This is a genomic window from Bradyrhizobium sp. ma5 (genome assembly GCF_042258955.1).
Taxonomy (GTDB): domain Bacteria; phylum Pseudomonadota; class Alphaproteobacteria; order Rhizobiales; family Xanthobacteraceae; genus Bradyrhizobium.
Map to the genome: position 1 here is coordinate 5,771,079 of NZ_CP170156.1, position 23,042 is coordinate 5,794,120.

A 23,042-nucleotide genomic window follows, 5' to 3' on the forward strand; every position below is an offset into this window, starting at 1 on the left:
AATCGGAAAAAGGGGCCGGCCAGCCGCAAAAAGGCGTCATTTTCCGGCCGAACGCTTTTAGACATTGCCAGCTGCGGTGTCCAGAAACTGTGCAGGCGGATCATGGGCTTGCCGCGGGAGCACAAAGCCCATTGGATAGTTGTTGCAGCTGCGTTGACAGTCTTGGTGGCGCCGTGTTTTCTACCTACCTGTTACCCCGTCACGTCGGGAGAGACCGGCCCTACCGCCGGCGCCGAAGGAGCAACCGCCCCGGAAACTCTCAGGCAAAAGGACCGCGTGACGTCTGACATCTGGAAAGAGGCGCTGGGGTTCTCCCCGACGCGCCCGCCGACGGGATAATACTCTCAGGCACAGCGACAGATGGGGCTTTCTGCAGGTTTCTCAAGGGGAAATAGGTCCCCGGCGGGAACCGCGAGGGCCCTGTGATGGTTGCGCGCGAAACCTCCCCGCTGAAACAGACCCCGCTGCACGCGCTGCATCTGGCGCGCGGCGCCAAGATGGTGCCCTTCGCCGGCTACGACATGCCGGTGCAATACACGGCCGGCGTGATGAAGGAGCACCTGCACACCCGCAAGGACGCAGGCCTGTTCGACGTGTCCCACATGGGCCAACTGCTGCTGAAGGCCAAATCCGGCAAGGTCGGTGACGCGGCGCTCGCGCTGGAAAAACTGGTGCCGCAGGACATTGTCGGCATCGCGCCGGGACGGCAGCGCTACGCGCAATTCACAAACGACGACGGCGGCCTGCTTGACGACCTGATGGTGGCGAATTTCGGCGATCATTTGTTCCTGGTCGTCAACGCCGCCTGCAAGGCCGAGGACGAGGCGCATTTGCGCGCGCATCTCTCCGAAGCTTGCGAGATCGTGCCACTGGCCGACCGCGCGCTGATCGCGCTGCAGGGGCCGAAAGCCGAATCGGCGCTGGCGAAACTTTGCCCAGATGTCAGTTCGATGAAATTCATGGACGCCGGACCGCGCCGCGTCGCCGACATCGACTGCTTCGTCTCGCGCTCCGGCTATACCGGCGAGGACGGCTTTGAGATTTCCGTGCCCGCCGACAAGGCGGAAGCCCTGGTCACCGCGCTGCTGGACAATCCCGACGTGCTGCCGATCGGGCTCGGCGCGCGCGACAGCCTGCGCCTCGAGGCCGGGCTTTGCCTCTATGGCCACGATATCGACACCACGACGACGCCGGTCGAAGGCGCGCTGGAATGGTCGGTGCAGAAGGTCCGCCGCAGTGGCGGCGCCCGCGCCGGCGGCTTCCCCGGCGCCGACAAGATTCTCACCCAGTTCGCACAAGGCGCTTCCCGCCGCCGCGTCGGGTTGAAGCCCGACGGCCGCGCGCCGGTGCGCGAAGGTGCCATGCTGTTTGCCGATCCGACCTCGACCGAGCAGATCGGCAAGGTGACCTCGGGCGGCTTCGGCCCGAGCCTCAACGCGCCGGTTGCGATGGGCTACCTGCCGACATCGCTTTCCGCGCTCGACACCACCGTTTTTGCCGAAGTGCGCGGCCAGCGGCTACCGCTCAAGGTCGCCGCCACGCCCTTCGTCCCCAACACCTACAAACGCTAAACGCCAAAGGATCGATCCCCATGACGACGCTGTACACGTCCGACCACGAATGGCTCCGCATCGAGGGCGACGTCGCCACGATCGGGATCACCGATTACGCGCAATCGCAGCTTGGCGACGTCGTGTTCGTCGAACTGCCCAAGGTCGGCCGCAGCCTGAAGAAGGCCGAGGCCGCCGCCGTCGTCGAATCCGTCAAGGCCGCCTCAGACGTCTACGCGCCGATCACCGGCGACGTGGTCGAGGTCAACGAGGCGCTCTCCGCCGAGCCCGCGCTGGTCAATTCGGATGCGGGCGGCAAGGCCTGGTTCTTCAAGCTGAAGATTGCCGACAAAAGCGAGCTCGGCGGCCTGATGGACGAGGCCGCCTACGCCGCGCACACCGCCTGAGGATCAAGCCGAGGACCACGTCATGAACGCGCCCTTCAAGCCGATCAACGAAGCTGCCACCGATTTCGCCCGCCGCCACATCGGACCGTCACCGCGCGACGTCAACGCGATGCTGGAAACGGTCGGCGCCGCGAGCCTGCAGGCGCTGATGAATGAGACGCTGCCGGCGTCGATCCTTCAGAAGGCGCCGCTCGATCTCGGCCGGGCGCTGAGCGAGACCGAAGCGCTCGCGCATATGAGCGAACTCGCCGCGCAGAACCAGGTGTTCACCTCGCTGATCGGCCAGGGCTATTCCGGCACCATCCTGCCCGCGGTGATCCAGCGCAACATCCTGGAGAACCCGGCCTGGTACACCGCCTACACGCCGTATCAGCCGGAGATCAGCCAGGGCCGGCTCGAAGCCCTGTTCAACTTCCAGACCATGATCTGCGATCTCACCGGGCTCGACGTCGCCAACGCCTCGCTGCTCGACGAGGCGACCGCGGCCGCAGAGGCAATGGCGCTCGCCGAGCGCCACTCGCAGGTCAAGGCGAAGGTGTTCTTCGTCGACAAGGAAGTGCATCCGCAGACGCTGGCGGTGATGCGCACGCGCGCCGCGCCGCTGGGCTGGGCCCTCGTCGTCGGCGATCCCCTGACCGAGCTCGACAAGGCCGACGTGCTCGGCGCGCTCTTGCAATATCCGGGCACGACGGGCGCGGTGCGCGACCTCCGGCCGGCGATCGCATCGCTGCGCGCCAAGGGCGCGCTTGCGATCGTGGCCGCGGACCTGCTGTCGCTGGCCCTGCTGACCTCACCCGGCGAGCTCGGCGCCGACATCGCAATCGGCTCGGCGCAGCGGTTCGGCGTGCCGATGGGTTACGGCGGACCGCACGCCGCCTACATGGCGGTGCGCGACACGCTGAAACGCTCGCTGCCCGGCCGCATCGTCGGGCTTTCGGTGGATTCGCGCGGTGCACCGGCCTATCGGCTGGCGCTGCAGACCCGCGAGCAGCATATCCGCCGCGAGAAGGCGACCTCCAACATCTGCACCGCGCAGGTGCTGCTCGCCGTGATCGCCTCGATGTATGCGGTGTATCACGGCCCCGAAGGCCTGGCCCACATCGCACGCGGCGTGCATCGCCGCGCCACCGTGCTCGCAGCAGGCCTGCGCAAGCTCGGCTTTGCGCCGACCAGCGAGGCCTTCTTCGATACGGTGACCGTCGAGGTCGGCGCGAAGCAGATCGAGATCGTCTCCCGCGCGCAGGCGGAGCGGATCAATCTGCGCATCGGTGCGACCACGCTCGGCATCGCGCTCGACGAGACCACGACGCCGGAGACCGTCGAGGCGGTGTGGCGCGTGTTCGGCGGCAAGCTCAGCTTTGCCGAGATCGAGGCGGCCGCGCGCGAGGCGCTGCCGAAGGAGCTGCGGCGCACCAGCGCCTTCCTCACCCACCCGGTGTTCAACACCCACCGTTCGGAGACCGAGCTGCTGCGCTACATGCGCAAGCTCAGCGATCGCGACCTTGCGCTCGACCGCGCGATGATACCGCTCGGCTCCTGCACGATGAAGCTCAACGCCACCACCGAGATGATCCCGCTGACCTGGCCGGCGTTCGGCAATCTGCATCCGTTCGCGCCTGCGGATCAGGCCAAGGGCTATCACGCGCTGTTCAAGCGGCTGGAGCAGTGGCTGTGCGACATCACCGGCTATGACGCGATCTCGCTGCAGCCGAACTCCGGCGCGCAGGGCGAATATGCCGGGCTTCTGGCGATCCGTGGCTATCACCTCGCTCGCGGCGAGCCGCACCGCAAGGTGTGCCTGATCCCCTCCTCCGCGCACGGCACCAATCCGGCCTCGGCCGCGATGGTCGGCATGGACGTCGTGGTTGTCGCCTGCGACGCGCGCGGCGACGTCGACGTCAACGATCTCCGTGCCAAGGCCGAGAAGCATTCGGCCAATCTCGCCGCTGTGATGATCACCTATCCGTCGACCCACGGCGTGTTCGAGGAGCATATCAGCGAGATCTGCGACATCGTGCATGCGCATGGCGGACAGGTCTATCTCGACGGCGCCAACATGAACGCGCAGGTCGGGCTGTCGCGGCCCGGCGACTACGGCGCCGACGTCAGCCATCTCAACCTGCACAAGACCTTCTGCATCCCGCATGGCGGCGGCGGCCCCGGCATGGGCCCGATCGGCGTGAAGGCGCATCTTGCGCCTTATCTGCCGGGTCATCCCGCAACTGACGGCGCGACAGCACACGCCATCGGCCCGGTGTCGGCCGCGCCGTTCGGCTCGGCGTCGATCCTGACCATCTCCTACATCTACATCCTGATGATGGGTGGTGAAGGCCTCACGCGCGCCACCGAGATCGCGATCCTCAATGCCAACTACATCGCCGCGCGGCTGCAGCCGCACTTCCCGGTGCTGTACCGCAATGCCCGCGATCGCGTCGCGCATGAATGCATCGTCGACCCGCGCGCCCTGAAGACGACCAGCGGCGTCACCGTGGACGATATCGCCAAGCGGCTGATCGACTACGGCTTCCACGCGCCGACCATGAGCTTCCCGGTGGCGGGTACGCTGATGATCGAGCCGACGGAATCGGAATCGAAGTTCGAGATCGACCGCTTCTGCGATGCCATGATCGCGATCCGGGGCGAGATCGCGGAGATCGAGAAGGGCCGCTGGAAGGTCGAGGCCTCGCCGCTGCGCCACGCGCCGCACACCGTCCACGACATCGCCGACGACGCCTGGAGCCGGGCCTACACCCGCGCCGAGGGCTGCTTCCCGGCCGGCGTATCAAGGTCCGACAAATACTGGAGCCCGGTCGGCCGCGTCGACAATGTCTACGGCGATCGCAATCTGGTGTGCTCGTGCCCGCCGATCGAGGATTACGCACAGGCCGCGGAATAGTCGGGCAACATGTCTCGGGAGGCGCTCGCGTCGCCCGGATATCAAAGCGCAGGTTGAGCCCTCCGGCTCAACCTAGCATCTACAACGATAAGAATTCGGCGTTTCGCTCGTCCGCGACCTGCACCGGTCGAAACGGACGCGAGACCAACGATAGCAAGGGCCGCCGGCGGCAGGAGGAAACATGCGCGAGGAATTCTGGTTTCATTTCCCGTTTCGCGTCCGCTACTCCGAAGTCGACGCCCAGGCCGTGGTGTTCAACGCCCACTACCTGACCTATTTCGACACCGCGATAACGGAATATTTCCGTGCACTCGGCTACGACTATCTTGGCGAGGTGGCGCGGACCGGCATCGACTTTCACACCGTGAAATCAGTCGTCGAGTACAAGGCGCCGATCCGGTTCGACGAAGACATCGAGGTTTGCGTGCGCGTGGCACGGATCGGCCGTTCCTCGATCGTGCTTACCCTCGCGATCTTCGCCGAGAGCTCCGAGGATTTGCGCGCGACCGGCGAAATCATCTGGGTCGCGACCGACCAGAAGACCCATCAATCGGTCGCGGTGACGGAAGATCTGCGCGCGCTGATCGCGAGCCGGGAAAAAGCGCTGTCGTAGGCTGATCTGCGCACACCCGCTGTCAGGCCTACGGGGCAACCAGGGCGCGGCCTTCGGAGTCCCAGCGCCACAGCCGGTCATTGGTCAATTCAGTGCCGCCCCACCAGCGATGGATCGGGTTGTGCTGACTGAAGTCGCGCGCGCGATCCGACACTTCCTGGCCGAAATCGGTGAGCGACAGCCGGCTGTACAGCAGCCGTTCTCGCCGGGCCTCCAAATCGTCTGGCCCCTCGATCTCGGCAGGGAAGCCGGTCAGGACCGGCGATTGACAATAAGCGAGCCGGTCCAGGATCAGCTCCGCCTCCTGAAAATCGAACACGCCGCGTTGCCTGTTCAACTCGCTTGAAAGGACCTGTGGCTTCGCCTCCCCGTCGGCGACGAGATCCAGCAACCGCAGTTCGGACGCGCCGAGGCCGGTGTCACGCCCGGGAAGCTCCTCAAGCAGCGCGATGAGAGCCGCCCGGAGCTGCGGTATCGCCGACAGATCCTGCATGAGAAGCTCGAAACAGGGCTCGGCAGTCGGAGCGCAAAAGGCGCTCCAGGCGCGACTGGCCAATTCCGACCGATCATCGGTCGCCGCAAGTGCCGGCAATCGCCATTTCGCCGAGCTTTCGCCTCGGTAGCTGCCGATCTCGACATCGGTCTGGACCAGACGGAGCTTCGCGACGATGTGCCGGTGCGGACGGAGCACGTCGAGCAGCCAGACCAGCACCAGCTGGTCATTCGGCCGAGGATCAGCCCAAAGCTCGACACTGTCGCAACGCTCGCAGAGCTCGACGAGACCGACGTCCTTGCCTACAGAGCCAGTCCATCTTGAACTGACGAAGTCGAGCCAGTGCGTGTCGAAATCGACATGCTTTGCGGAGCGCGCCTCCAGGAGGGTCGCGAGGTCATCTGACGAGGGCATTTTCCCCCAAACGAAGCGCGGCCTCAAGCCGACGACGATGTCCGCCCTTCCCGCCTGTCTCAGGCGGTAGCTCGCAAGGTCGTTTGTCGCTAGGATCAGACTCGTCACGGTGCGCGCGGCTCCCGCTACGTGCGATGGCCAGTCAATGCCGGATTCCAGCGCCAGAGGTTGTCGTTGGTGAGATGCGTGCCGCCCCACCAGCGATTGATCGGATTGTGATCGGTGAAGTCTGCCTCGTGGGCGAGGACTGCCTTGCCAAACTCGGTGATCGACAAGCGGCTTCGCTGGTAGGCCTCAAGACGCACCCGTGCATTCCCGGGTTCGATGACACGCAAGTCATCGTCGAGCCCAGCGATCACCGGCTGCGGTCCATGCGCAAGGCCTTCGAGCAGCCCGCCAATTTCCATGTCGTTGAAGACGCCACGCTGGCGAAAGCCGCGAAGATAGAGCAGCGCGTTCGTGCCCATGAAACCCGCAGCGATCAGCTCAAGCAGCCGTATCTCGGTCGCACCAAGTCCCGATCCGCTCCACGGCAGTTCGCAGAGCAGATCAAGCAGAGCCGGCCTCAGCAACGGAAACGCACTCAGATCGCGGTGCACCGCATCGAAGCACGCCTCCGGAGTTGTTGCCCGGTACGCTTGCCAGCACATGCTAGCCGTCTCGATATCCGCGGGTCGGATGTTAGCCAGCGGGACCTCGTTCCAACCGCGCCATGCCGGGTCCATCGTTAGCAGGCTGAAGCCGACGAGACGCAATTTCAGCTTCGCTAACATGTCCGGCCGAGCATGAAACTGGTCGAGCATCCAGATCAACTGGAGCTGGTCGTTTGGATCAGGGTCAAACCACAATTCGATGATGTCGAACGACTGGCAATAATCGTTGAACGCGAGGTCCTTCAAAGTCGCGCGCTTCGCAGACGGGGAAATCCAATCCGACCAATGTTTCCCCGGCTTCTGGCCCGCTCGCACGTTGAAATAGGCCGCCAGCTCTTGTGGCGAAGGCAACACGCCCCAAGCGAAGCGAACTGAAAGCGGAAGCACCGCGTCGCCCAGACCTGCGCGTTTCAGGTCGAGCCCGGATGGATTACCCAAGATCAGGCGCTTCACCGCTTCAACTCACTGAACACCGGCTACAAAACCAAACGGGCGCCGAAGACGTCGGCAACTCAACGTCCTCAGCGCCCGCTTGCAGCGAAATGATTTGATCGTTTGAGCATGATCTTTCGGAAAACCGCTTCGCACTTTTCCGGATCATGCTTGCGGCTTACTCCTCGGCGGGCTCTTCGCCTTCGGCATCGCGCTCGGGCGTACCGGCGAGGATCTGCTCGGCGATCAGGCCGGAGTTCTGGCGGATCGCAGTTTCGATCTTGGCGGTGATGTCGGGATTCGCCTTCAGGAACGCCTTGGAGTTCTCGCGTCCCTGGCCGAGCCGCTGGCTGTCATAGGAGAACCAGGCGCCCGACTTCTCGACGATGCCGGCCTTGACGCCGAGGTCGAGGATTTCGCCCATCTTGGAGACGCCCTCACCGTACATGATGTCGAACTCGACCTGCTTGAAGGGCGGCGCCAGCTTGTTCTTCACCACCTTGACGCGGGTGGTGTTGCCGACCACCTCGTCGCGCTCCTTGATCGCGCCGATGCGGCGGATGTCGAGACGGACCGAGGCATAGAACTTCAGCGCGTTGCCGCCGGTGGTGGTCTCCGGCGAGCCGTACATCACGCCGATCTTCATGCGGATCTGGTTGATGAAGATCACCATGGTGTGGGACTTGTTGATCGAGGCGGTGAGCTTGCGCAGCGCCTGGCTCATCAGGCGCGCCTGCAGGCCCGGCAGCGCATCGCCCATCTCGCCCTCGAGCTCGGCCTTCGGCACCAGCGCCGCAACCGAGTCGATCACCAGCACGTCGACCGCACCGGAGCGCACCAGCGTGTCGCAAATCTCCAGCGCCTGCTCGCCGGTGTCCGGCTGCGAGATCAGGAGCTCGTCGATGTTGACGCCGAGCTTGCGCGCATAGACCGGATCGAGCGCGTGTTCGGCGTCGATGAAGGCGCAGATGCCGCCCTTCTTCTGGCCTTCCGCCACGGTGTGCAGCGCCAGCGTGGTCTTGCCCGACGATTCCGGCCCGTAGATCTCTACGACACGTCCCTTCGGCAGGCCGCCGACGCCGAGCGCAATGTCGAGCCCCAGCGATCCCGAGGACACCGTCTCGACATCCATCGAACGGTCGTTCTTGCCGAGCTTCATCACCGAGCCCTTGCCGAACTGACGCTCGATCTGGGAGAGCGCGGCTGAGAGGGCCTTGGACTTGTCCATGGAGGATCCTTCGACGATACGCAGTGCAGTAGCGGACATTTGGGATGTGCTCCTTATGGCGGGGATTCGCTAGCGGGAAAAACGGGCGATGGGATCGGGCGGAACGCGTTTGTTGATAGGAACCTCGTACCACGTTTGTTCTATGTTCGCAATATGTTCTTTCCGACGTGTCAGCACTAACCGCGTTTAAGCCCCGGAGTTCTGGTTTGATTTCGGATTCATAGTTGCGCGGATTAAACGAACAGAAACCATGACTTAGCTGATGTTCTCAGTAGGACTACCGAGACGGCATAGTAAATGTTCTAGCCCCATCATTTTCCATGGGACGCTATCTGTTCTTCCCGGCTTTACAGCCGGAACAACTTCCACCCGCTTTAAAACGCCATTCGTTCCAAGCGTTGCGACAAAAGGCCTGAAACAGATAGCTCGCTATTCCTTCCAGACAGGTACACAGTAAGTCCATCACCGCCCCGCCCGTGGCTGTCATCGGTGATGAGATCGCCCGGTAGCGCTCCCGCCTTCCTCCAACGGAACGGAGCGCGCCATGGTCATGAAGCGACCGCGTCTCACGCACACAGAATCACTTGAAGAGCGTCTCAACATCGAGGCACAGCGGCTCCGGAAGGAGGCGTGGGGAACTCCCCCGGGCGTCGAGCGCTCCCGCCTTATCCGCAAGGCGCGTCTTGCCGAAACCGCCTCACAGTTGAGCGACTGGCTGCGGTCGCCGGGTTTGCGAGCGCCGATATGAGGAGCCGATAGGCTCCGCAGGTAAAGAGGCCATCGCACTCTAAACGTGGAATATCCGGGATTTTGTTCGTACCCTCTCGGGCTGGAAGGCCTATGCCGCCTGTAAGATTTTCAAACGGGCGGCATGGCTTTGTTCAGGCGGTCTCAACTGGCTCCCGAGGGCGCCTCAATCGGCGGTCTTTGTTCAAGTTATCCGGCGCGCCTTTGCGTGACGTCTGCGCCAACGGCGACGGCAACGCGGTGAAGCGCCGAGGCCGCGCGGTCCGGATTGATCGCCGTGATAGCCAATTTGGGACATGTCCTGTGGCACAAATTGTATAGGCTTCCAGCTATCAGGATTTTGCACACCTTCCTGGGGCTAGGGCCAGCGCCGTCCGCAAGCATTTCAAGCGGGCGGCGTTGTGCTGTCAGGCATCGGCCCGAATGAAGCCGTGGCGGATCCGAGCGCGCTGACGGAGCCATTATCGAAGCGTCTGGGCCGTGGCGCGGCGCGATCCGTAGTTCTCCGGGGCAGAACAAAGTTCCGCGAGCAGGCGGCACTGCCCTCGTCCCAACTGCAGCGCATAATCAACGAGTTACCGAAGGATTTGGCGAGGCCGGATCACGATTGGCACAATCTGCATACTACCTTGGTACCCCTCCTGACGCCCCCAAAAACTACGTAGCCTTCACGGGCAGACTCGGGTTCCGCCAGTGTTCGTAACATTGGCTAGTCCGGCCCAGCGCACCGATAGCGTGTCGCGAGGCAAGGCGGCGCCGCCGCCGAACGGATCCCCTTCGGGATCCACAACGACGTCCGAACGGGCGCGACAGTTCACTTCATCCTTGGACGGGTGTTAATCATTGCTACAACCTTTGATTTAAATATCGACGACCGCCATCCATTCGCGGAACCGTTCCAGATGATCCACAAGGGCGTCGAATTCAGCGTCACGCAGCTCATGCCCGGCGTCTGGAAATGGCGTTTCCAGATCGGCGATCGGGCCTTCACGGGCAAGACCGAAGCAAAACTCGACCTGTTGGCGATCCGCCGCGTGCAGCTGCGGATCGACCGCGAGCTGAACAATCTCGGGCTCGGACGGAGCCGCGGGCACCGCGATCAGGACTGAGGCGCAGTCCGTCCGGCAGGCTTCAGTCCGCGCTTGCCAGCCGCCGCATCGTGAACTCGATGTCGCCGCCGGGCAGCTCGCGCCAGCTCTCGACCGCGCTCATATAGGCGGCCTTCGGGTAGCGTTTGAGAAAGTCGCGCGCCCGCAGGCGGGCTTGATCGCGCGGCAGGCTGAAGGTCTCGCGCAGATAGCCGTCATCCGGCTTGCGCCGTGCGGCCATCCGGCTGGCGAGATCGCGCGGACGCAACACCATTGCCGCAACTCCAGACCAACTGACGACGCCCCCAATATAGGGGCGGCGCCACAAGAATCCGAGTCTGCGGGAAGCCGGCGAGGCCGGCAGGAACGGGGCTTACTGGCTGCGCTGCGCGGAGCTTCCGGGCTGCGCCGAGCTTCCGGTCTTGGTCTTCGGCTTGGCGGGAGGATGGGCTGCCGCCTTCGGCGGCACATCGCTGCGCACCGCGCCCCAGGGATCGGACGATCCCTTGGCGTCCGGAATCTTGCTCAGCGAGTCCTTGTAGGCCCGGTCGTTGACCGCGTCCCGATCCTTCTCGTCCTGGGTCTTGGTCTTGACCTCAGGCATCAGATTGACGTTCGGCATTTGCGCATAGGCCGGCGCCGACAGCAGCACCGCAACCGCAACTGCGCTCAAAACTCTCATAAGAACGCTCCTTGCATTTTCGTCAGCGGTATATCACCCCAAGAAAGCCGCCGCCAAGCGTGGCCATGACAAGCGTACCTGCCCTGCCCTAGAGGTGGTCTGACTTGCAGGATTTCGGCGACTGCATCCAGTCGTCCCAGATCGGACCGCATCGCGTGCAGCTACCGAGCGCAAGCCCGATCGCGATCACGCCGCCCAGCAATACCAACCTGCGGAACATGTACGCCCCCACCACTGACGAGGGGCAATTGGGCGCCAAAACTGGGGCATTTTCAAGCCGGGCACGGCGCTTGCAGCGCAGCGCAAGCGCGTCGGACAGCAGCGCGGGCCGCGTCGGAGCGCAGCGGTCGCGCGATGGGTTTGACCGGGCAGCCCCCCAAACTACACTGCGCAACAAAGCAGAAAAGGAATCGAAATGACTTTGGCGATGAGCTGGGACGAATGGACGCGGCATGACGGGACGGCGCTCGCCGAGTGCGTCCGGAACGGCGAGCTGACGCCGCGGGAGCTCGCGGCACAGACTGCCGCCGCCACAGCCAAGGTCGATCCCGCGCTCTCCGGCGTGGTCGAGCTGTTCGACGACGTGATCGCCGATCCCGCGCGCGACGGCGCCGATCTCAACGGCCCGTTCGCCGGCCTGCCCTTCCTGATGAAGGATCTCGGCCCCACGCTGAAGGGCCGGCTGCAGGAGATGGGCTCGCTGATGATGCGCGGCAACCGCGCCGCGGCCGACACCTTCCTGACGACGAAGCTGCGCAAGGCCGGTCTTAACCTGATCGGCCGCACCACCACGCCGGAGTTCGGGGTCTGCAGCTCGGCCGAGAACCCCGCAGTCTATGTCACGCGCAATCCCTGGAACACCGACTACACCACCTGCGGCTCGTCGGCCGGCAGCGCGGCGATGGTTGCCGCGGGCGCCGTTCCGATCGCGCATGCGACCGACGGCGGCGGCTCGATCCGGATCCCCGCCGGCGTCAACGGCAATATCGGGCTGAAAGTGTCGCGCGGCGTGTTCTCGCTCGCGCCGCATCTGTCCGATCTCACCGGCCTCGTCTCGATCCAGGGCTGCCAGTCGCGCTCGGTGCGCGACACCGCAGCCTTCGTCGATGCCTGCCGTGGCCCGGCGCCTGGCGAGTTCATGCCGTTCTGGACACCGCCGGAGCCTTATACCGCGATGATCGCGCGCGACCCCGGCCGGCTCAGAATCGCGCTGTCGCACACCTGGGGCGACTATCGCGCGACACCGCACATCGCAGCCGAGTTCGAGCGGGTCGGCCGCTTCCTCGAGGGCCTCGGCCATCAGGTCGACTACGCCCTGCCGTCGATCGACTACGCGGAAGCCTTCGCGGCGCAGACCACCTGCTACATCAGCAATTTCGCCGTCGTGATCGGCAACATGCTCGCGGCACGCGGACTGACGCGGCCGCCGGCGGACCTGATCGAGCCGATCAACATCCGCATCTGGGAGCACGGCCGCGACTTTAGCTTCGCCGACCGCGCCCGCATGCAGGCTGTGTTCAACACGACGGCGCGCGACTTCGGCGCCTTCTTCGAGGATTGGGACATCATCCTGACGCCGATCACCGCGCTGCCGACCCCGAAGATCGGCACGACGGAATATCTCACCATCAGCGACAACCCGTCGGTGCTGGACTGGTTCGGCAATCTCTGGCGCAACTTTGCCTTCACTCCGCTCGCCAATCTCTGCGGCATCCCGGCGATCTCGCTGCCGCTCGCGACCAACGAGCACGGCCTGCCGCTCGGCATCCAGGCGATCGGCAAGCAGGCCGATGACGGCCTGCTGCTGCAGCTCGCCGCCCAGATCGAACGGGCGATCGACGGCAAATGGAATGACGGCAAGACGCCGCGCGTGCACGTCACGCGCAACTAGGCAATAAACAGCAAACAAGAACATCAGCGGAGGGAACGGAACGTCATGCAGCAGGCCGGTGAATTCGGGATCGACGACGCGAAACGTGTGCTCGGCGACGTCTTTGCGCCATGGGTGCGGGACCTCAATCTGTCGATCGAGCAGTTCGACATCGCGCCGCCCGCCGGCGGCGATGCCGACTGGCAGCCCGGCGCCGTGCTGCGCATGCCGTTCTCCGAGCGGCTGTGCCGCCAGGGCGGCATCGTCTGCGGCCAGGCGCTGATGGCGTTCGCCGACACCGCGATGGTGCTGGCCAATCTCGCCGCAAACAAGGGCTATCGTCCGATGACGACGGTCGACCAGACCACGCATTTCATGCGCGCGGCGACCGCCTCCGATGTGCTGGCCGACGCGCGCGTGGTCCGGCTCGGCCGCACCATGAGCTTCGGCCGCGTCACGCTATCCTCCGCCACCGACAACAAGCCGGTGGCGATGGTGTCGAGCGCATTCGCGATGCTGCCGGGATAAGACTCTTGCATCAAGAGCGTGTCACGTCGGCCTGAGAGGATATGACGCTTTGCCCTCATGCACTATTGTCGTCGCCCGGCCTGTGCGCAATTGCGCACATGGACCGGGCGACCCAGTACGCCGCGGCCTATCGGCTCAAGCGCGACCGTCTCTGGAATACTGGATCACCCGCATGCGCGGGTGATGACACTGAGTCAGCTGTTTGACAGTTGAATCAAACAGCCGCAACACCCATCACCGTCATCCCCGCGCAAAGGCCTCGTCTTTGTCGCTGGAGGAGCGCGCTCTCGCGCGCGTCTCGAAGGATGAATCGGCCCGGCTGAAGGCCGTCGATCCTTCGAGGCTCACGCTCCACGAGGAGCTTGCGTGGCAGGTTTACTTGCCGAGCACGGCCTCGGCGGCGTTGACGATGCTGATGGTCGGGTTCTTCCCGCAATAGGTGCCAAACTTCTTGGCGTTCTCGACGAACACGTCAGTGTCGATGATCGCCTCGTCGGAATCGCCCTTGTACCAGCCGTCCATCCAGACCAGCACCATCTTGATGGTGTCGTCGCCGCCTTCGACGAACTGCTTGCAGGTCATGGTCGAGAGATCGAGGACGGTGGCATTGGCCGGCGCGGACGACAGCGCGAGTGCGGCGGCAAGCATGATCGAGGCAGTGATCTTCATCGCAATCTCCATGGGCAATGATCTGAAGTGAACAGGCGCTGGAAGCCCAATGCGTCCGCTCCCGACCTCGTAAGCGAAGCGTCGCGGCGAACGCAAGCATGACATCGTGCGCGCATGCCCGCACGTCGTTTCGGTGCACGGATTGAGAATTCGCGTTTCTGATTTGTGACGGCGCCGCGCTAAAGCGCGATGAGAACAGGGCGTGTACTCAAAATCCAGTGTATGCGAGCGGAGATAGCGAAGTCCGTGTCGCTCTCAAAAGCCGACATCGGCGATGCTTTGGGGAATGTCCGCCCAGGGCCAGAAGGCAACATTGCGCGGTAATCGATCCTTAAATGTTGGGCTGGACGGTAAGTCGATGAGAGACCAATCGCTCGCGTTAGTTCTAAAGGGTTGGCTGGTGAGTTGCTTAGCGGCGGCCGCGTCCCTTTTCGTGGTCGGGCTTGCAAACCAAATCTATCATCCTGATGGACTCACCGCCGCCAGTTTGACCGCTGGCTTCGTGCTAAGCCTGTTACACTTGGCGTTCATAGCCCTGATTTCAGCTATTCCGGCCGCCCTTGTCATTTGGATAACGGAAGGTCTTCGGATCCGGTTTGTTGGGGTATTCGTCATGGCCGGCGCGGCGATCGGTTGGCTGGGGCAAGGCTTGATGACGCCATGGCCCGATCGCATACTTTGGCCGTTCGTTTGCGCCGGGCTAATCTCAGGCGCCACCTACTGGTATGTTGCGGTCCGTGGGCGTGCTGAAACCGACGTTCTGTAACTTCGGCTATGGGTCGAACTCGGAAATCGGACCGCGCAGCTGTGAGGTCCGCTTCACTCCCCGACACCGGACTTTCGGTAGCCAGCACGGCGCTTCCGAGGCCGCGAGCTGACATTTCCGGCGGCAAGCTCCGTTGTTAGATGTGTCGCGGTGCAAAATACGCTAGTTTCTACCGCTCGGAGCTTTCCAAGACCGGGAGTGATGCATGATGCGACAGTGTCTTGTGTTGCTGGTGGCTGCCGGAGCGGCGGCCTGGTCGGCGGCGGCGGAGGCCCAGTCCTATCCGGCGCGCTCCATCACCATGGTGGTACCCTACGCGGCCGGTGGCGTATTCGATACCATCGCACGTATTATCGGAGCGCGGATGAGCGAACTGCTCGGCCAATCGGTAATCGTCGAGAACGTAACTGGCGCAGGGGGCATCATCGGCGTCCAACGCGTGATCAATGGCAAGCCGGACGGCTATACGGTACTGCTCGGGACTGTCGGCACCCACGCCTATAACCAATCGATATACCGGAAACGCCGCTATGATGCGGTGAGCGACTTCACCCCTGTCACTCTCTTTTCTGACCAGCCGATGGTACTCGAAGGCCGCAAGGATCTACCTGCCAACAACCTCACAGAGTTTATCGCGCTGCTTAAACAGAACGGCACGAAGATGCAGTACGGCTCGGCAGGCGTCGGATCGACCACGCATCTTGCTTGTGCGCTGCTCAACGCGAGGATCGGCGTCGAGGTAACTCACGTTCCCTATCGTGGCGGCGGCCCAGTCGCCAACGACCTAATCGGCGGCCAGATCGATTACATGTGCGGCAACATGGGGACTTCTGTTGTGCGTGCGGCCGCAAAGCAATCGAAGCCTCTCGCGCTGTTGTCTCGCGAGCGCACGCCGCTGATGCCCGAACTTGCGACGGCGCACGAGCAGGGTATCAATGTCGATGTCGTGACTTGGACGGCTTTCTTCCTGCCAAAAGGCGCGCCGAAGGACATTGTGGTCAAGCTCAACGAGGCAACCCATGCGGCAATGGATACGCCTGCGATCAGGGCACGATTTAACGACATCGGCGTAGTCGGCGTTGCCCCCGAGCGGCGTGGGCCGGAATACCTCGCCAACTACGTGGTTGAGGAGATCACACGCTGGGAAGGTCCAATCAAGGATGCCGGTTTGCAGGTAGACTGATCCTGCTCACTGCGGTGCCCGTCACCCACGCGGGATGTCAGCTTTGGGTCAAAAGCTGACGTCTATCCGCGCCGGCCTCAGGTCTGCTTGGGGCCAGAAGCCGACATCGCAGCAATTGGAATAGCACCGCGCATGAGACGGGCCTCAATTTCAAGTTTCCTGCCGTGTGATCGGGATCGAAGAGGCCGGGATTGCTTCTATTGAGGCGTCCCTTTGGGACATACAGTCTGACTTACAGAGGGAGCCGTCTGAGCTGCAATGGCACAAAGTACATATCCTGCTTGGGTCTCTCTCGCAGCCTGACAACCAGGGACGAGGAGGAGTGGATGGTAAAATGTTGGTTCGGGGTCTAATCTAGCGAGCAATTGGCCTTGCTAATCGGGTTCTCGACTGCACTATGAGCTGCATACCCCGGCGGGGGTGCCATGAAGTCAATTGCTCACGCGGCTCCGGCCGTCGACGTCCAGGCAGCACCGAAGCTCCACAAGCGCAATGTCGCGCTGGACCGTGCGCGCACCTTCCTGACGCTGGTCGTGCTGCTGCATCACGCCGTGATCCCCTACACCCATTTCGGGCACACCGACCCGACATCGTGGATCGGCTTCGACTGCGTCGTGCTCGCCACCGACAGCTTCTTCATGGCGATGTTCTTCTTCCTGTCCGGGTTGTTCGTCTGGCCCGGGCTCGGCCACAAGCCGTGGCTGATCTTCCTGCGCGACCGGCTGCTGCGGCTCGGCCTGCCGTTTGTGATCTGTGCGGTCACCGTCATTCCCATCGCCTATTACGCGATCGCGCTGCGCGAGACGCCGGAGCTGACCTTCTCCGAATTCTGGCGGAAGACCATGATTTTCGGGCCTTGGCCGAGCGGGCCGATCTGGTTCGTCTATGTCCTGATGACCTTCGACCTGACGGCAAGCCTGCTATACCGGGTGTCGTCGCGTCTGCTCGAGCCGATCAACCGGCTGTCGATCAAGGGATTTGATCATCCTTGGAAGTTCTGGCTGTTTCTCGTCGTCGTCAGTGCCACCGTCTACGTGCCGTTGCTGGTCCGTTACGGTCCGTACTATTGGTTCGAGTTCGGACCGTTTTCGGTGCAGGCCAGCCGCGTGCTGCTGTATGCGGCCTATTTCTTCGTCGGCGCAGGCATCGGTGCCGCAAACTTCGAGAGCGGCCTGCTCAGCGCGCACGGACGGCTGACCGAGCGGCGCTGGTTCTGGACCGGCATCACCGTGATCCCCTACGGCCTGATGTGGGTGATGATCTACATCAAGCGCGAGATCATCGGTAACCCCAATCCGCTGCCGGGCTGGTATCTTTCGATCTATGGCACGTTCTTCGTGCTGTTCAGTGCCTCGATCCTGTTCGCGATCCTGGCCTACTTCCTGCAATCGAAATCGTCGGGCCCGACGCTGCTCGACCGCATGCAGGGCGACGCCTACGGCATGTTCCTGGTGCACTATCCGATCGTGCTGTGGCTGCAATACTGGCTGTTCGATTTCGACCTGCCGGCGATCGCCAAGGCCGCGATCGTGTTCTTCGGCACCGTGGCGTTGAGCTGGGCCGCCACGGCCATGCTGCGCAAGCTGCCGGGCGCCAAATACGTGCTGTAGCGACGCCGCGATCTTGCGTCGCACCGCGGCGTTCTCCGTTCGGGGCGCGGCGATCAGGCGGATGCCCAGCCTGCCCGCCTCACTTCCGCTACGGGTCAAAATCAGCCCTCTCATCGCTCGAATTGGACTGGACACATGACGACCCGTCAGTATTCCCGCCTCCTATCCCGCTGGATCGCCGACATCGGATTGGACCCGCCGGTTATTCAGCTAATTGTCGGCGTACTTTTTCGTGTGCGAGGTCGATATGAGCTCGCAGAGAGTACAGCATATCCGCATAAGCAATCGGAACCTTTAGTCGGTTTGCTTGCTCCTTGAGGCCATTGAGCTGGAAGATCATTTCACTCGTATCACGCTTGGTGCGTCGGGCGTCCGCGATCTCATCTTCCAGAAACCGCAGTTCTCCGTACATGCGCAATACCTTCGATCGCATCGCCCAGTCATATAGGCGAGGCAGATATTGCGTCATTGGGTAAAGCACGCCCAGGATCGGAATGAGTAGGATAAACAGCTTGCCAGTCAGCTCCGCGACCCAGAACGGAAGATAATCGTGCAGGAAAGGCCGCCCCGATTTGTAGAATCGCAGCGCCTCGTTGCTCAGTGGAACATCGACGGCTTCGCCAGCGGGAAATTCATTGGCGCGTTGAAAAATACTCGGTGACGAGTGGATATGCTCCGCCGCGTCGAGCAGCAGGTACTGAAGGGCCGAATGCAGATCGTTTCGCACTATCAAGTTGGCCTTCACTGCGATCAAGGTCACATCCGTTGGCGGCAGATCCTTTGCTAGGTCTCTGACTCCCCTTGGCACCACCACCTTGCTCAAAAATGGAAGGCGCGCGATAAGGGCATTCAAGCGCCGATAACCCGTGAGGGTGACGCGCTCGTCGCCGAGAAGTTGCTGCACCTCGGGTGCGTCCCATGCAGCCACCATCGATACTGCATCGATCTGACCGGCCAAGAGACTTTCTCCAGCAGTTTGCGTAGGCAGGGCTAGCCATTCACCGACCTGCTGGTCAAATCCGAGGATTTTGAAGTATTCGAGCGATAGCGCTCGAGTCCCGCTGCCCTCGGGCCCAATCGACAGTCTCTTGCCCACGAGATAAGCGGCTCCATCAACTTGGATCTCGCGCCTGCGGAACCACCACAAGGGCTCGTAGTAGAGCGTTCCGAGTGAGGCAAGCTTCGAACCATCTTCCTGGCTCATAGTGCCACCCTGGATCAGCGCGACGCTTACTCCCGAATGCTGGTCGAGCAGCAGCGCCCGGTTTTCGGGCGAACCTGCAGTCGGCATCAGTCGCACCTCTACGCCTTCCTTCGCGAGTTCCGCGCGATAGCGCTTACCAAACTCTTGGTAGGCGCCTCCCTCGGGACCGGTCGCCATGACGACCGTACGTGGGGGCATATTGATCAGCATCACAATAGCCGCCAACGCGATCGCGGCGGCGGTCACACCGATCGTGATCGTAGGCCAATTGTTTCGCAGAAATTCCTTGGCAGCCATGAAATCGTCCCTCGATATTCATGCCAGCCCCAACGCGCTGAACGTGGGATATTACCGACCGGGGGTACGCTGCGTAACTCGGGTTAAGCATATCAAGTCCACTTCACCCCCAAGGATCGGACATGCCGGGTCGGCCGCTCAGGGCCAGAAGCTGAGATGACACGCCGTGCGAAGTTCGATGGATTTTGCTGGACCTCGGCAGGCCCACGTCCGGCGGGGCTCCCGAGGAAGGGACGCCCGGCCGGAGTGCTGAGGCATCAGTTGTTCGCGCCAGCGCGCGCGTGTCGAATGACCTGATGCTCCTCGCTGGTGAGTTGCACCGGGCCGACCTTGAAGGTGAGGTTGTCAAGGTTGCCCGTAAAGCGGAAGGGCACCTGATAGTCCTTGTCGTCAACGGGGGTACGGGTATCGACACCCACATCGAAGGTTTCGTCAATTGACATGATGAATGGAAGGGTGTGCGGGACTTTGCTGGTCGCAGCCTCGTTATCGTCCACCTTCAGCACGCCTGTGCCGCCCTTGCCGAAGCCGGGTCCATCGTATTTAAAGTCGAACACGATGGTGTGTTTGCCCGGCGTGAGCGCATCCTTGCCTTCCCAGCGGAAGCGTTCGAGGTCGGCGAAGTTATAGACGAAAACCGGCTTGCCCTTGAGCAGATACAGGCCATAGCCACCGAAACGGCCGCCGAGGGTGACGATCATCCCTTCGCTGCTGCCCTGTGGGCTCGTATTCCCAACGGTAGCGCCTGCACGGCTCGGAACGTCCACTTCGGCGGTGATCGTAAAGGACCTGTTCAGGATGCTGGGCGCATCGCTTGTGGGGATACCCGCCACCTCACCCGAATAGGTGAAAATGTTCCGACCGGCGGTCGCGCTGGGCCTTGGTGCGATGACGCGCGCAAGGACCGAGTTGTCCAGCGGAAACACATTGTACTTCGTCGCCTCTACCATGAATAGCTCCTGCAACTCGCGCAGCTTGTCAGGCATACTTCCGGCGAGGTCGTTGCTCTCCGAGTAGTCCTCAGCGATGTTGTAGAGTTCCCACTTGTAGCCATTGACCACGTCCTCCGGCAGCTTGGCGGTGCCCATGAGCCATGGCGGTGCGGGCGGTGTTGTCGCCGCGATCCAGCTGTCGTGATAGATCGCGCGGTTGGCGAACATCTCGAAATACTGCGTCGTGCGCGCGGACGGAACGTTGGTGTTCGCCTTGTCAAAGGTGTACGCCATACCCACCCCTTCGATCGGCTTCTGTGCGATGCCGTTGACCATCACCGGCGCGGGAATGCCGGTTGCCTCAAGGATGGTCGGCACGATGTCGATCATGTGGTGGAACTGGGTGCGGATGCCGCCGGCATCCTTGATGCGGTTCGGCCAGCAGATCGCCATGCCCTGCCGGGTGCCGCCGAAGTGCGACGCCACCTCTTTCGTCCATTTGAACGGCGTGTCGAAGGCCCATGACCAGGCCACCGCCATGTGCGGGTATGTAACCGCCGAGCCCCAGGCGTCATAGACCTTCAACTGCTCGGCAATCGGAAGATCCAATATGCCGTTGTAAGCGGTATATTGGTTCGGCGTCCCGCGCGCTGTGCCTTCAGGACTCGTGCCGTTGTCACCACTGATATAGATGATCAGTGTGTTGTCGAGCTTACCTTCGTCCTGGACTTCCTGGATCACGCGGCCGATCTCATGGTCGGTGTAGGCGACATAACCGGCGAACACTTCAGCCTGCCTTGCAAAAAGCTTCTTTTCATCGGCCGTCAAAGTCTCCCACTTCTGCAGGACGTCCGGCCAGGCTGTGAGCTGGGTGTTCCCAGGAATGACGCCAAGCCGCTTTTGATTGGCGAAAATCTGGTCACGCAGGGCGTTCCAGCCCATGTCGAACTTGCCCTTGAACTTGTCGATCCATTCCTTGGTCGGCTGATGCGGCGAATGGGTGCCACCGGGCACGTAGTAGACGAAGAACGGCTGATCGGGGGCGGCGGCATTGAGCTGCCGCAAGTGGGCAATCGCATCATCGGCCAGGTCCGTAGTCAGATTGTAGCCGGGCTTTCCGACCCAGGGGAAAACCTGCGTCGTGTTCTGGAACAGATACGGCGTCCACTGGTCGGTCTCGCCGCCCATGAAGCCGTAGAAATAGTCGAAGCCCATGCCGATTGGCCACTGGTCGAAGGGACCGGCCGAGCTATACTGATAGCTGGGCGTGTTGTGGTTCTTGCCGAACCAGGACGTGGCGTAGCCGTTCTGCTTCAGGATCGTGCCAATGGTGGCGTTCTCCGGTCCAATAATGCTGTCGTAACCCGGATAGCCCGTCGATTGCTCAGAAATGACGCCAAACCCCACCGAGTGGTGGTTACGGCCAGTGATCAGCGCTGCCCGCGTCGGCGAGCATAATGCTGTGGAATGGAACTGAGTGTAGCGCAGCCCCATCTGCGCAATGCGATCCATCGCAGGTGTCGGGATGACGCCGCCGAACGTCCCAGAAACTCCATAGCCTTGGTCGTCGGTCATGATCAGGAGAACGTTGGGTGCATCCTTGGGCGGCACCACTCGGGCGGGCCAATACGGTTTTGACTGGCTGGCCTGTAGATTGATGTCACCGCCGAACTTTGACGGTGGCGGCGGAAGATACTTTCCATCGATCGTCGTGGTGGCGCCGGGTGAGCCCGGCGTGCCGGTGGTTTGCTGCGCGAGGCTGGTTGTTCCCAGCGCGCACAGCAAATAAGCGGCGGTGAGTGTGGTGCCGCAAAGCAGCATGTTGCGACGGTTTAGTAAGCGGCTGTCTGGCTTTAAGCTATCGCCATTCTGACGGATGCGGGACATTGGAAGTTCCCTCTTGGAGAGGTCAGAACCCTGTCGGCGCCGATCTGCGACACAATGCAGCAACGCTTCTGTTGATCCAGATCAACATTCCGCCCACGGGTCTGAAACGTCAGCTTCGGGTCAAAAGCCCGTTGAACAGAATGTCCGGCTTTTGACCCGCCGTTTGCTGTGCCTGAGCTGCTTGAATTGATGTCGCGGCACGGAGTGCCGAAGCGGCGCCACTCTGGACGACTACCGGGACAGAATGCCGCTAACAAAGCTTGATCTAGGTCAAGATCGCATGCGCTTTTTGTTATTGCAAACTTGCTGCGGCGGGACAACCTCTGCTCTCTCTTGTTGGACTCCGGTAGCCAATTGACCATTTGAGGAGGGTTTCATGAGAGCCTTCAATCCGTTGGTGCTGTTAGCACTTCTCCTTACGCAATCCGCCTCAGCACAGGCTGGGGATTTGAACGGAGCTTGGACCGGCGACGCGTCGGCCTGCAGTCAGATCTTTACCAAAAAGAACAACAAACTCGCGTTCAAGCAAGATGCTGATCTCCACGCGGGCGGTTTAATCGTTCAGGGAAAGCAAATAACCGGCACATTTCAAAAATGCTCTGTCAAATCGTTGCACGATGACGGAGCGAATCTGCAAGTGATTGCGTCATGCTCTGACGGCGTCGCGGTTTCAGACGTGCCATTTGACGTGAAAATCACCGGAGAGAATAGCATCACACTCAGCTCCAAGAAGCCGGTGCCAATGGAAACGCAGTATGTTCGCTGCGATGTGACGTCCGCGGGGAAGACTTGAGTAAGACGTGGATGAATGATCCGGCCGTGGGAGCCTAGGAGCATAGCGTCGTAGGCGCTTGACTTCCGATCCGGGTCAGATCCGGAAGAACTCGGGTTAA

20 protein-coding genes and 1 riboswitch are annotated in these 23,042 nt (G+C 62.2%); of the genes, 11 read left to right on the top strand and 9 right to left on the bottom strand.

Going from position 1 to position 23,042, the window contains the following annotated elements:
- Nucleotides 1-194: 194 nt before the first annotated feature.
- A riboswitch (glycine riboswitch) is annotated at nt 195-285 on the top strand.
- Nucleotides 286-425: 140 nt separating this feature from the next.
- The 4 genes from gcvT to ACE103_RS27060 all read left to right on the top strand — a co-directional run bounded on the left by gcvT (nt 426) and on the right by ACE103_RS27060 (nt 5,466).
- Nucleotides 426-1,571, top strand: coding sequence for a glycine cleavage system aminomethyltransferase GcvT (gcvT, locus tag ACE103_RS27045; RefSeq protein ID WP_375775551.1), 1,146 nt, complete (start codon nt 426-428; stop codon nt 1,569-1,571).
- Between the two features lie 20 nt (nt 1,572-1,591).
- The gene (gene gcvH / locus ACE103_RS27050) at nt 1,592-1,957 is read left to right on the top strand and encodes a glycine cleavage system protein GcvH (protein ID WP_375775552.1); all 366 of its coding nucleotides are present in this window, start codon (nt 1,592-1,594) and stop codon (nt 1,955-1,957) included.
- A 22-nt stretch (nt 1,958-1,979) separates the two neighbouring features.
- Nucleotides 1,980-4,853 (top strand): aminomethyl-transferring glycine dehydrogenase, encoded by a 2,874-nt coding sequence (gene gcvP, locus ACE103_RS27055; RefSeq protein WP_375775553.1) that lies wholly within the window; start codon nt 1,980-1,982, stop codon nt 4,851-4,853.
- Between the two features lie 181 nt (nt 4,854-5,034).
- Nucleotides 5,035-5,466, top strand: a complete 432-nt coding sequence (locus ACE103_RS27060; RefSeq protein ID WP_375775554.1) for an acyl-CoA thioesterase — start codon at nt 5,035-5,037, stop codon at nt 5,464-5,466.
- Nucleotides 5,467-5,494: 28 nt separating this feature from the next.
- On the opposite strand, the gene ACE103_RS27065 is transcribed toward ACE103_RS27060, so the two are convergent.
- From ACE103_RS27065 to recA, 3 genes are all read right to left on the bottom strand, one after another.
- Complete coding sequence (locus ACE103_RS27065; protein WP_375775555.1) at nt 5,495-6,481, bottom strand: hypothetical protein; 987 nt, start codon at nt 6,479-6,481, stop codon at nt 5,495-5,497.
- 17 nt (nt 6,482-6,498) lie between these two features.
- The gene (locus ACE103_RS27070) at nt 6,499-7,479 is read right to left on the bottom strand and encodes a hypothetical protein (RefSeq protein WP_375775556.1); all 981 of its coding nucleotides are present in this window, start codon (nt 7,477-7,479) and stop codon (nt 6,499-6,501) included.
- A gap of 157 nt (nt 7,480-7,636) precedes the next feature.
- Nucleotides 7,637-8,725: a recombinase RecA gene (gene recA / locus ACE103_RS27075; protein WP_223970326.1), complete on the bottom strand. Its 1,089-nt coding sequence runs from the start codon at nt 8,723-8,725 to the stop codon at nt 7,637-7,639.
- Between the two features lie 1,610 nt (nt 8,726-10,335).
- Here recA and ACE103_RS27080 point away from each other — a divergent pair.
- Entirely contained in the window at nt 10,336-10,542 is a 207-nt protein-coding gene (locus ACE103_RS27080; protein WP_375775557.1) for a hypothetical protein, read from the top strand.
- Between the two features lie 22 nt (nt 10,543-10,564).
- Here the strand turns inward: ACE103_RS27080 and ACE103_RS27085 are convergent, their stop codons facing one another.
- The 3 genes from ACE103_RS27085 to ACE103_RS27095 form a co-directional block, all read right to left on the bottom strand.
- On the bottom strand, nt 10,565-10,795 hold the full coding sequence (locus tag ACE103_RS27085) for a hypothetical protein (RefSeq protein WP_223970324.1): 231 nt from the start codon (nt 10,793-10,795) through the stop codon (nt 10,565-10,567).
- Between the two features lie 99 nt (nt 10,796-10,894).
- On the bottom strand, nt 10,895-11,203 hold the full coding sequence (locus tag ACE103_RS27090) for a hypothetical protein (RefSeq protein WP_375775558.1): 309 nt from the start codon (nt 11,201-11,203) through the stop codon (nt 10,895-10,897).
- Between the two features lie 88 nt (nt 11,204-11,291).
- Nucleotides 11,292-11,423 carry a peptidylprolyl isomerase gene (locus ACE103_RS27095; protein WP_298377343.1) on the bottom strand — a complete coding sequence of 44 codons (132 nt, stop codon included), beginning with the start codon at nt 11,421-11,423 and terminating at the stop codon, nt 11,292-11,294.
- A 195-nt stretch (nt 11,424-11,618) separates the two neighbouring features.
- Between ACE103_RS27095 and ACE103_RS27100 the strand changes: the two genes are divergently transcribed.
- Both ACE103_RS27100 and ACE103_RS27105 read left to right on the top strand, forming a co-directional pair.
- Nucleotides 11,619-13,094 carry an amidase gene (locus tag ACE103_RS27100; RefSeq protein ID WP_375775559.1) on the top strand — a complete coding sequence of 492 codons (1,476 nt, stop codon included), beginning with the start codon at nt 11,619-11,621 and terminating at the stop codon, nt 13,092-13,094.
- 45 nt (nt 13,095-13,139) lie between these two features.
- Complete coding sequence (locus ACE103_RS27105; RefSeq protein WP_375775560.1) at nt 13,140-13,601, top strand: PaaI family thioesterase; 462 nt, start codon at nt 13,140-13,142, stop codon at nt 13,599-13,601.
- Nucleotides 13,602-13,976: 375 nt separating this feature from the next.
- Here ACE103_RS27105 and ACE103_RS27110 read toward each other — a convergent pair whose 3' ends face one another.
- Complete coding sequence (locus tag ACE103_RS27110; RefSeq protein ID WP_223970317.1) at nt 13,977-14,270, bottom strand: HdeA/HdeB family chaperone; 294 nt, start codon at nt 14,268-14,270, stop codon at nt 13,977-13,979.
- 286 nt (nt 14,271-14,556) lie between these two features.
- On the opposite strand from ACE103_RS27110, the gene ACE103_RS27115 reads away from it, so the two are divergent.
- The 3 genes from ACE103_RS27115 to ACE103_RS27125 all read left to right on the top strand — a co-directional run bounded on the left by ACE103_RS27115 (nt 14,557) and on the right by ACE103_RS27125 (nt 17,829).
- Nucleotides 14,557-15,036 (top strand): hypothetical protein, encoded by a 480-nt coding sequence (locus tag ACE103_RS27115; RefSeq protein ID WP_223970316.1) that lies wholly within the window; start codon nt 14,557-14,559, stop codon nt 15,034-15,036.
- A gap of 205 nt (nt 15,037-15,241) precedes the next feature.
- Entirely contained in the window at nt 15,242-16,219 is a 978-nt protein-coding gene (locus ACE103_RS27120; protein ID WP_375775561.1) for a Bug family tripartite tricarboxylate transporter substrate binding protein, read from the top strand.
- Between the two features lie 425 nt (nt 16,220-16,644).
- Complete coding sequence (locus ACE103_RS27125; protein ID WP_375775562.1) at nt 16,645-17,829, top strand: acyltransferase; 1,185 nt, start codon at nt 16,645-16,647, stop codon at nt 17,827-17,829.
- A gap of 202 nt (nt 17,830-18,031) precedes the next feature.
- Here the strand turns inward: ACE103_RS27125 and ACE103_RS27130 are convergent, their stop codons facing one another.
- Both ACE103_RS27130 and ACE103_RS27135 read right to left on the bottom strand, forming a co-directional pair.
- On the bottom strand, nt 18,032-19,330 hold the full coding sequence (locus tag ACE103_RS27130; protein WP_375775563.1) for a TAXI family TRAP transporter solute-binding subunit: 1,299 nt from the start codon (nt 19,328-19,330) through the stop codon (nt 18,032-18,034).
- 257 nt (nt 19,331-19,587) lie between these two features.
- The gene (locus tag ACE103_RS27135) at nt 19,588-22,083 is read right to left on the bottom strand and encodes an arylsulfatase (protein WP_375781189.1); all 2,496 of its coding nucleotides are present in this window, start codon (nt 22,081-22,083) and stop codon (nt 19,588-19,590) included.
- Nucleotides 22,084-22,525: 442 nt separating this feature from the next.
- On the opposite strand from ACE103_RS27135, the gene ACE103_RS27140 reads away from it, so the two are divergent.
- Complete coding sequence (locus ACE103_RS27140) at nt 22,526-22,942, top strand: hypothetical protein (protein ID WP_375775564.1); 417 nt, start codon at nt 22,526-22,528, stop codon at nt 22,940-22,942.
- The last annotated feature ends 100 nt before the right edge of the window (nt 22,943-23,042 follow it).

Coding starts and splice junctions, on each gene's coding strand:
- gcvT (WP_375775551.1), top strand. CDS start 426: ATGGTTGCGCGCGAAACCTCCCCGCTGAAACAGACCCCGCTGCACGCG.
- gcvH (WP_375775552.1), top strand. CDS start 1,592: ATGACGACGCTGTACACGTCCGACCACGAATGGCTCCGCATCGAGGGC.
- gcvP (WP_375775553.1), top strand. CDS start 1,980: ATGAACGCGCCCTTCAAGCCGATCAACGAAGCTGCCACCGATTTCGCC.
- ACE103_RS27060 (WP_375775554.1), top strand. CDS start 5,035: ATGCGCGAGGAATTCTGGTTTCATTTCCCGTTTCGCGTCCGCTACTCC.
- recA (WP_223970326.1), bottom strand. CDS start 8,725: ATGTCCGCTACTGCACTGCGTATCGTCGAAGGATCCTCCATGGACAAG.
- ACE103_RS27080 (WP_375775557.1), top strand. CDS start 10,336: ATGATCCACAAGGGCGTCGAATTCAGCGTCACGCAGCTCATGCCCGGC.
- ACE103_RS27085 (WP_223970324.1), bottom strand. CDS start 10,795: ATGGTGTTGCGTCCGCGCGATCTCGCCAGCCGGATGGCCGCACGGCGC.
- ACE103_RS27090 (WP_375775558.1), bottom strand. CDS start 11,203: ATGAGAGTTTTGAGCGCAGTTGCGGTTGCGGTGCTGCTGTCGGCGCCG.
- ACE103_RS27095 (WP_298377343.1), bottom strand. CDS start 11,423: ATGTTCCGCAGGTTGGTATTGCTGGGCGGCGTGATCGCGATCGGGCTT.
- ACE103_RS27100 (WP_375775559.1), top strand. CDS start 11,619: ATGACTTTGGCGATGAGCTGGGACGAATGGACGCGGCATGACGGGACG.
- ACE103_RS27105 (WP_375775560.1), top strand. CDS start 13,140: ATGCAGCAGGCCGGTGAATTCGGGATCGACGACGCGAAACGTGTGCTC.
- ACE103_RS27110 (WP_223970317.1), bottom strand. CDS start 14,270: ATGAAGATCACTGCCTCGATCATGCTTGCCGCCGCACTCGCGCTGTCG.
- ACE103_RS27115 (WP_223970316.1), top strand. CDS start 14,557: ATGTCCGCCCAGGGCCAGAAGGCAACATTGCGCGGTAATCGATCCTTA.
- ACE103_RS27120 (WP_375775561.1), top strand. CDS start 15,242: ATGATGCGACAGTGTCTTGTGTTGCTGGTGGCTGCCGGAGCGGCGGCC.
- ACE103_RS27125 (WP_375775562.1), top strand. CDS start 16,645: ATGAAGTCAATTGCTCACGCGGCTCCGGCCGTCGACGTCCAGGCAGCA.
- ACE103_RS27130 (WP_375775563.1), bottom strand. CDS start 19,330: ATGGCTGCCAAGGAATTTCTGCGAAACAATTGGCCTACGATCACGATC.
- ACE103_RS27135 (WP_375781189.1), bottom strand. CDS start 22,083: ATGCTGCTTTGCGGCACCACACTCACCGCCGCTTATTTGCTGTGCGCG.
- ACE103_RS27140 (WP_375775564.1), top strand. CDS start 22,526: ATGAGAGCCTTCAATCCGTTGGTGCTGTTAGCACTTCTCCTTACGCAA.